The sequence below is a fragment of the Mesorhizobium sp. M2C.T.Ca.TU.002.02.1.1 genome (genome assembly GCF_003997225.1).
Window position 1 is genome coordinate 1 of record NZ_RZTO01001431.1, and the last position, 666, is coordinate 666.

General features: G+C 66.1%; 2 pseudogenes. Both read right to left on the reverse strand.

Annotation, left to right across the window (positions count from 1 at the left end):
* Positions 1–390: pseudogene (locus tag EOD07_RS36585) on the reverse strand (hypothetical protein); the annotation flags it as partial.
* A gap of 82 nt (positions 391–472) precedes the next feature.
* Positions 473–666, reverse strand: a pseudogene (locus EOD07_RS36590) (metallophosphatase); the annotation flags it as partial.

Sequence of the window (666 nt, forward strand, 5' to 3'; positions counted from 1 at the left end):
CGGCATCCTGTCGAAGGAGCTCGGCCGCGCGCCATGTTGGTAGCGCACGTCGCGCACGAAGCCGAAGATCATCGGCAGCAGCGTGTCGCGGAAGGATTGCTGCAGCCGGGTCGCCGGCCTCAGCGCCTGGAAATAGAGCACCACTGCGGCGACCATGCCGCCGAGATAGAGAAAGACATGCGGCGTCGAGAGCCATTGTTCGTGAGGATCGGCGGCGGCGTTGAACAGCCAGGCTATCAGCGCGACGAAGACGACGACCAGGCCGACGAACACCGGCACCCGCCAGCGCACCTGCCTCTGGACCGACGCCCGTTTCGCCTCATAATCCTCGATGCCGCGTCTGATGCCCGCGATCACCGCCTCGCTCGGCATGAAATCCGCTGCTTCCATGGCCCACCCCCGGCCGCCACTGAGACGCGGCCATGATAGCGCTTTTCACGCGAAAGTCGCCTGCGCTCGCCGCGGTCGGCGGCTAGGCCTGCGACATTGGAAAAATCGCCTCCAGCCGGGCGGCGACCCGGTGCTTGAGCGCGCCATCCAGAGCCTCGACCGGCACCAGCCGCTCATGGCCTTTGTCGGCGAGGCGCATGAAGAAATGCTGCCGGTAGGCGGCGATCCTGCCACGCGTGGCGGCATCGGCGCTGACATCGACAATAAGAATGGAGC